Raw genomic sequence first — 5,916 nt, 5'->3', positions numbered from 1 at the left:
GCGGCTTCGTCTATGTCTCGCAGGCACTGGTTGGTGAAGCTGTCGCGGCCGCCCAAACCGAGGATGGTCAATGGGCTCTTTCCTTCCATGCACACCAGCTCGGCATCATCGACACAAGGCGTATGACGCTTGTCCGCTGCAGCGCCGCGCTAACCAATCCGCTTGGCGCTGCAGCGGACAAATAGGGGGAGAACTGTTACCTATGTATCCGGTTCAAACTGTTACCCATCTATCGGCTGGACAGATACTCTGGCAACGCTCGCGCTCTTCGGTTAGCCTCCCGAAAATTCCTTGGCGGAAGGATGAACCTTTTTGGACCGATCGGCGACAGAGCTACGAGGAGCCAGGCGGCTCGACCGGCCATGACAGCGGCGATGGAGACCGATCGGGCGCTTGTCGACCGGGTCGCGAAGGGCGACCGGGCTGCCGTGCGGCTCCTGTTCATGCGTCACCACGCGCGGGTCTACCGTTTCGTGGTGCGCCAGACGGGATCGGAAATGATGGCCGACGATATCGCGAACGAGGTGTTCCTCGAGCTGTGGCGCCAGGCGCCCAGCTTCGAAGGACGCTCGGAAGTCTCGACATGGCTGCTCGGCATCGCCCGCTTCAAGGCGCTGTCCTCGCTGCGCAAGAAGAAGGAGGACTGGATCGACGACGATGACGCGGCCCAGGTCCCCGACAGCGCCGACACGCCGGAAGTCGTCACCATGAAGGAAGACAAGGGCGCCGCCCTGCGGCGCTTCATCGACGCCTTGCCGGAAGAACATCGCACGGTGATCGACCTTGCCTATTATCACGGACAGTCGGTGACCGAGATTGGCGAGGTGCTCGGCATTCCCGTCGCCACGGTCAAGACCAGAATGTTCTACGCCCGCAAGAAACTCGGTGAGGCCCTCAAGGCCGCCGGTTACGACAGGGGGTGGCCATGAGCGCCGCTGAAAAGATGTCGCGCCGCGACGAGATGGAAACGCTGCTGCCGTTCTACCTGAACGGCTCGCTGGAAGGCGCCGAGCTCGAAGCCGTCGAGGAATGGCTTGCGAGCGACCCGGCGGCGCTTGCCGCGCTCGGCGAGGCCGAGGCCGAATTCTCCGGCACCGCTGCCGCCAACGAGGCGATCCGCCCGCCGGCCGACGCGCTGAGCCGATTTGCCCGGACGCTCGACGCCGAGGCCGGTCCGGCGCGTGCGCCGGCCAGCCCGTCATGGCTCACGCAGGCCCTCAATCGCTTCTTGGCTGTGCCGGCCACTGTCGCCTGGGCGGCCGCAGCGGCGTTGCTGGCGCTGGTGGTGGTGCAATCCTTCGAGCAGCCCGGTGGCAAGGGCAATGATTTCGAGGTCGCCGGCACCGGGGACGAGCTGGCGAAGCTGCCGTTCGCTCTCGTCAAGTTCAAGCCGGAGGCGAAGATGTCCGACATCGCCGCCTTCCTTGATCAGAATGGGCTGAAGATATCAGGCGGGCCGACCGCCGCTGGCGTCTTCCATATTGCCTTGCCGGCCAAGACGAGCGCCGACTACGACAAGCTGCTTGGCCTTATTGCCGCCCAGCCCTTCGCGGATGCTGTGATTGAGGGAAGGAAACCGGTTGATGGCGGCTAGAGCAGTCATCGCATTCGCTGGATTTCTGCTGGCGGCGACGACAATCGCCGCCGCGCCCGTTTTTGCGCAGGGCAAGGACCAGCCGCCGGCGCAAACCGATTGTGCCGACCGGACAAACGCCGCCGGCGCCGACTGCGCCAAGGATGGCGGGACGTCCGGCACCGGGTCTGTCGGCGGCGCCGCCGTCTTTCTGCCGGCGCTGATCGTCGACCTGTTTCCCAATCCTCCCGGCGGTGCGGCGCCGCTGCCGACGCCCGACCCGCGCCGCGATCCGGCCAGTACTCTGCCGCCGCCGGCTCCGCCCGCGCCGCCCGTGCAGGCGCCGGCACTTGGCGGCCCGATCATTTCGCCGACCGACCTCATCGCCACCGAGCCGCAGCGCGCCATCGTCGGTGATTTCGTGCCCGACGAGGTGCTGGTGACGGTCGACGGCGATGCCGCTACCGTACAGCAGATCGCTGCTTCCTTCGGCCTCGAAGTGCGCTCCGAGCGCCAGTCGCGCCTGCTCGGCACCACGCTGGCGCGCTTCGGCATTCCCGACGGCCGTCCGGTCGGCGTCGTGCTGGCGCAGCTTGCCGCCGACGGCCGCACAAGACGGCGTGAGCCCAACCATGTCTATTCGCTGCAGCAGGCGGCCGGTATCGTCAACTATGCCTTCGATCGCATCGCGCTCGACGCCAAGGCGGCGAGCGGCGAGAATGTGCGCGTCGCCGTCATCGACACCGGAATCGACGACACCAACCCGGCGCTGTCGGGCGTCATCGCCGACCAGTTCGACGCCATGCCCAACGTGCCGGTCGAAAAGCGCGACCATGGCACCTCGATCGATGGCCTGATCGCCGGCGTCGGCGCGCTCAAAGGCATGGCGCCGGGGGCAAAGATCTACCATGCCCGTGCCTTCGAGGGTGGCAAGTCGACCATGGACGTCATCCTTTCGGCGCTCGACTGGGCGGCGGAGCAGGACGTGCGCATCATCAACATGAGCTTCGTCGGCCCGAAGAATGACCTGCTCGGCATTGCTTGCCGCAACGCTCGCTCGCTGGGCATCGTGCTGGTCGCCGCCGCCGGCAACAACGGGCCGAAAGCTCCCTATGGTTACCCGGCGGCCTTTGTCGGTGTCATCGCCGTGACCGCCACCGATGCCAAGGACGGGTTGATGCCGCAGGCCAATCGCGGCGCCTATGTCTTCATCTCGGCCCCCGGCGTCGAGATGGTGGCGCCGAGCGGCGCCGGCTCCGACGTCGTCACCGGCACGTCCTTTGCCGCCGCGATCGTCAGCGGGGCCATCGCCAACCTGATCCATGTCGCGCCCGACCGTTCGGCCGACGAAATCGAGAAGGCGCTGGCCGATACCGCAAGGGATCTCGGCCCGAAGGGCAGGGACAATGACTTCGGCTACGGCCTGCTGGACACCAAGGCGGCGGAAGCTGTGAAGAAGGAATGAGCTTCAGTCGAGATGGATCGGGTGCCCAATCAACAAACTTGTCGCCAATGGCCTGGATTGGTGGCAGTGGAAGTCATTAACGGTCATTCGACAGCAGTTACAGAATGACCGAGATGGGACTGGAAGCAAACTGACCGTTTCTGGGGTCCGCGATAGCTCGATAGCCGCGAATGGCTGGCCTCCGTCCATGACAGTCTCGGCGGGCCCGAGAGGGCACTATGATCAGATTTCAGTTCCCTCGCGCCGCTGCACTGCGGGGTCGTATTGTGAGAGTCCCACGATGCTTCAGCTTCGGCCACCACGGGCCAATCGCGACAATTGCCCTATCGGAATGGGCAAATCGTGATGCGCACATTCTATCGATTGGTTGCCGTTATGATCGTGGTGTCCGGCTTGACCGGTTGCATCAGTGTTTCCTACTACGCGCAATCCGTGCAGGGTCATCTGCAGATCATGACGGCGCGCAGGGATGTCGGAAAACTGATCGAGGACCCTTCGACGCCGAAGGCATTGCGCGCCCGAATGGTATCGGCGAGCGCCATACGACAGTTTGCAACTGATGAACTGGCGCTGCCCGATAACAGCAGCTACCGCAGCTATGTCGACATCGGTCGGGACTCGGTGACCTATGCCGTCTTTGCCGCGCCGGAATTCTCGCTGACGCCACGAACATGGTGTTTTCCCGTTTTCGGCTGCGTCCCCTATCGAGGATATTTCTCCAAGAAGTCTGCGACTGAAACCGCCGTCGAACTTCAAGGACAGGGCATGGACGTCTTTGTGACCGGCATCACTGCCTATTCCACGCTTGGCTGGTCAAGTGACCCGCTGTTAAGCACGATGCTCAGCCAGGATGAGACATATCTTGCTGCGCTGGTTTTCCATGAACTGGCCCACCAGCGCGTCTACGTGCACGGCGATTCCGCATTCAACGAGGCGTTCGCTGTCGCCGTCGAAACAACCGGGGTAAAAAAATGGCTGCGCGCCGCTGGCGCTACTGCGCAATTGCGCCGTTACGAAGCCGCTGAGAGGCGCAAAGCTGAATTTCTTACGCTTGTCTCCCAAACCCGGGACGAGCTAGGACAAATCTATGGCAACTCCGGCACCTCGGAGCAGAAGCGGGCCGCAAAGATGGCCGCGATTGAACGGCTGCGGACGCGCTACCGACACATGCGCGACAGGCGCTGGGGTCGATACCGGGGATACGATGCCTGGTTCGCCTCCCCAATCAACAACGCAAAGCTCGCCGCGACTTCCGTTTACAGTGATCGGGTGACCGCATTTCTCCGCCTGTTCGACTTGTGTTCGGGCAACTATGCACGGTTCTATGCGTCGGTTCGACGGATTGGCGTACTGGACGAACCTCATCGCGCCGAAACACTTGCGGCGGCAGATAGCTGCTATTGAGCCCGTCAATGTAAAGGCCGAAGCGTCTCCTTACGAAGTTCCTCGAGCGGCACGTGGCGAAGCTTGTCGGCGCCCCTCAGGAGTTTGACCCGACCGACCAGTCCAGGCCTTCTTTCGCCAAATGCCTTCGGCGCAGGAGCGCCGGCCCTATTGTCGCATCGTCGGAACGAATGCGATCAGCGGCTGTTTAGCCATCGAAGGGACCGCAACCAAGGATGTGGAATGTTTGACTTTCAGAACTTGGAACTTGCAATCGCGAGGCAACGCGTGAACCGGGCGGAACTCGCCCTTGAGCGTGCTGAGGAGATGCTCAACGAAGAGTGCGGCGTCGGTATCAACTTGGCGCTTTGCTGCCGGATCACGTCGGCGCGACGGCGTGTCCTTGATGCAAGAGCGCGCCTGATGAAGATCGATCGGACCAACCACCCACTGAGGGCGGCAGCCCGATGATAGCGACCTTTGACATCGAGACTGCCAAGCATAGCGCCACATATCGTGCTGCTAGGCTCGCGCTGCTGACGCATCAGGTCGTGCATCATATCGAACTGACGGACGCCGCGGGAGAGAAGGTCGAGCAGGCGCTGGCGAGGCTTGCTGAGGCGAACGCTCGCGCGGACGGGCGCGCGCAGCCGTAAGGCGACATCATCCGGCTGGAAGTTCGCGCAGCGATGCGGCGAGTTGCGGCCGCTGTTTCGGTTCTTGCCGTTTGATATCAATATGATTGTGGCCGAGGTGGTTGGCGCCGGTCATGCCCGCTGCTGCGCCCCAACGAAGTTCGGCTCGTTGACCGATATCAGGCGCATAGCGGCAGTTCGGACTCCGTCGCTGCGAGCGATTGAGTTTTGATCCTAACCCGGCGCGCCCGCCACCGACCCCCGCACCACCAGATCGACCGGCCAGACCTCGCCGCGGGCGCCCTCCTCGAGTCCTGATATGCGCGCCGCCAGGCGCTCTGCGACGCGGGCGCCGGCGAGCCGGATCGACGAGCGCGTCGTCGACAGCGGCACGGGGAAATTCTCCGGCTTCAGCCACGGAAAGACATCGTCATGCGCGATCAAGGACAGGTCGCCCGGAATGGTCAGGCCGAGATCGCGCACCGCGCGCACCACGCCGAGCGACATGATCAGGCTGGAGCAGGCGATCGCCGTCGGCGGCTCGCTCTGTTCGAGCAGGCGCCTGGCGGCGCGGTAGCCGTTCTCCTCGGTCATGGTGAGCGAACAGATATGGCGCTCGCCAAGCACGAGGCCAGTCGTGGTGAGTGCCCGGCGCATGCCGCGCTCGCGATGGATGGCGAAGGTCTCACGGTCGTCGCCGTTGATCAGCGCCAGCCGCCTGTGGCCGAGCTGGACCAGCAGCCGCGCCGCCTCGTGGAAGGCGCCCTCGTTGTCGATGTCGAGGAAGGCATAGTCGAAGTCGAAGCCCTCGCTGCGGCCATGGACGATGAAGGGGATGCCGAGCGTGTTGAGCAGCGCCA

Annotated in this window: 7 protein-coding genes and 1 pseudogene; 7 read left to right on the top strand and 1 reads right to left on the bottom strand. The window is 63.8% G+C overall.

Annotated features, from left to right (window positions below):
* The 7 genes and pseudogenes from EN781_RS34860 to EN781_RS23320 form a co-directional block, all read left to right on the top strand.
* A pseudogene (locus EN781_RS34860) lies at positions 1–185 on the top strand (integrase); the annotation flags it as partial.
* 177 nt (positions 186–362) lie between these two features.
* Positions 363–929, top strand: a complete 567-nt coding sequence (locus tag EN781_RS23345; protein ID WP_126056959.1) for a sigma-70 family RNA polymerase sigma factor — start codon at positions 363–365, stop codon at positions 927–929.
* Positions 926–1,594, top strand: coding sequence for an anti-sigma factor (locus EN781_RS23340; RefSeq protein ID WP_126056958.1), 669 nt, complete (start codon positions 926–928; stop codon positions 1,592–1,594). The genes EN781_RS23345 and EN781_RS23340 overlap by 4 nt, the downstream gene beginning before the upstream one ends.
* Positions 1,584–3,038, top strand: coding sequence for a S8 family serine peptidase (locus EN781_RS23335; RefSeq protein ID WP_126056957.1), 1,455 nt, complete (start codon positions 1,584–1,586; stop codon positions 3,036–3,038). Before EN781_RS23340 ends, EN781_RS23335 begins: the two co-directional genes overlap by 11 nt.
* A gap of 345 nt (positions 3,039–3,383) precedes the next feature.
* Positions 3,384–4,442: an aminopeptidase gene (locus EN781_RS23330; protein ID WP_126056956.1), complete on the top strand. Its 1,059-nt coding sequence runs from the start codon at positions 3,384–3,386 to the stop codon at positions 4,440–4,442.
* 222 nt (positions 4,443–4,664) lie between these two features.
* Positions 4,665–4,892 carry a hypothetical protein gene (locus EN781_RS23325; protein WP_126056955.1) on the top strand — a complete coding sequence of 76 codons (228 nt, stop codon included), beginning with the start codon at positions 4,665–4,667 and terminating at the stop codon, positions 4,890–4,892.
* Positions 4,889–5,077: a hypothetical protein gene (locus tag EN781_RS23320; RefSeq protein ID WP_126056954.1), complete on the top strand. Its 189-nt coding sequence runs from the start codon at positions 4,889–4,891 to the stop codon at positions 5,075–5,077. The genes EN781_RS23325 and EN781_RS23320 overlap by 4 nt, the downstream gene beginning before the upstream one ends.
* A gap of 213 nt (positions 5,078–5,290) precedes the next feature.
* Here EN781_RS23320 and EN781_RS23315 read toward each other — a convergent pair.
* The coding region (locus tag EN781_RS23315; RefSeq protein ID WP_189347760.1) for a substrate-binding domain-containing protein at positions 5,291–5,916 on the bottom strand (626 nt) is incomplete at its 5' end.

The sequence above is a fragment of the Mesorhizobium sp. M4A.F.Ca.ET.090.04.2.1 genome (assembly GCF_003999085.1).
Lineage (GTDB): Bacteria > Pseudomonadota > Alphaproteobacteria > Rhizobiales > Rhizobiaceae > Mesorhizobium.
Note: the sequence above shows the minus strand (reverse complement) of the source record. Positions and strands in the feature narration are given on the sequence as shown.

What these genes read in the sequence shown, in the direction of transcription:
- EN781_RS23345 (WP_126056959.1), top strand. Translation starts at nt 363, where the DNA reads ATGACAGCGGCGATGGAGACCGATCGGGCGCTTGTCGACCGGGTCGCG.
- EN781_RS23340 (WP_126056958.1), top strand. Translation starts at nt 926, where the DNA reads ATGAGCGCCGCTGAAAAGATGTCGCGCCGCGACGAGATGGAAACGCTG.
- EN781_RS23335 (WP_126056957.1), top strand. Translation starts at nt 1,584, where the DNA reads ATGGCGGCTAGAGCAGTCATCGCATTCGCTGGATTTCTGCTGGCGGCG.
- EN781_RS23330 (WP_126056956.1), top strand. Translation starts at nt 3,384, where the DNA reads ATGCGCACATTCTATCGATTGGTTGCCGTTATGATCGTGGTGTCCGGC.
- EN781_RS23325 (WP_126056955.1), top strand. Translation starts at nt 4,665, where the DNA reads ATGTTTGACTTTCAGAACTTGGAACTTGCAATCGCGAGGCAACGCGTG.
- EN781_RS23320 (WP_126056954.1), top strand. Translation starts at nt 4,889, where the DNA reads ATGATAGCGACCTTTGACATCGAGACTGCCAAGCATAGCGCCACATAT.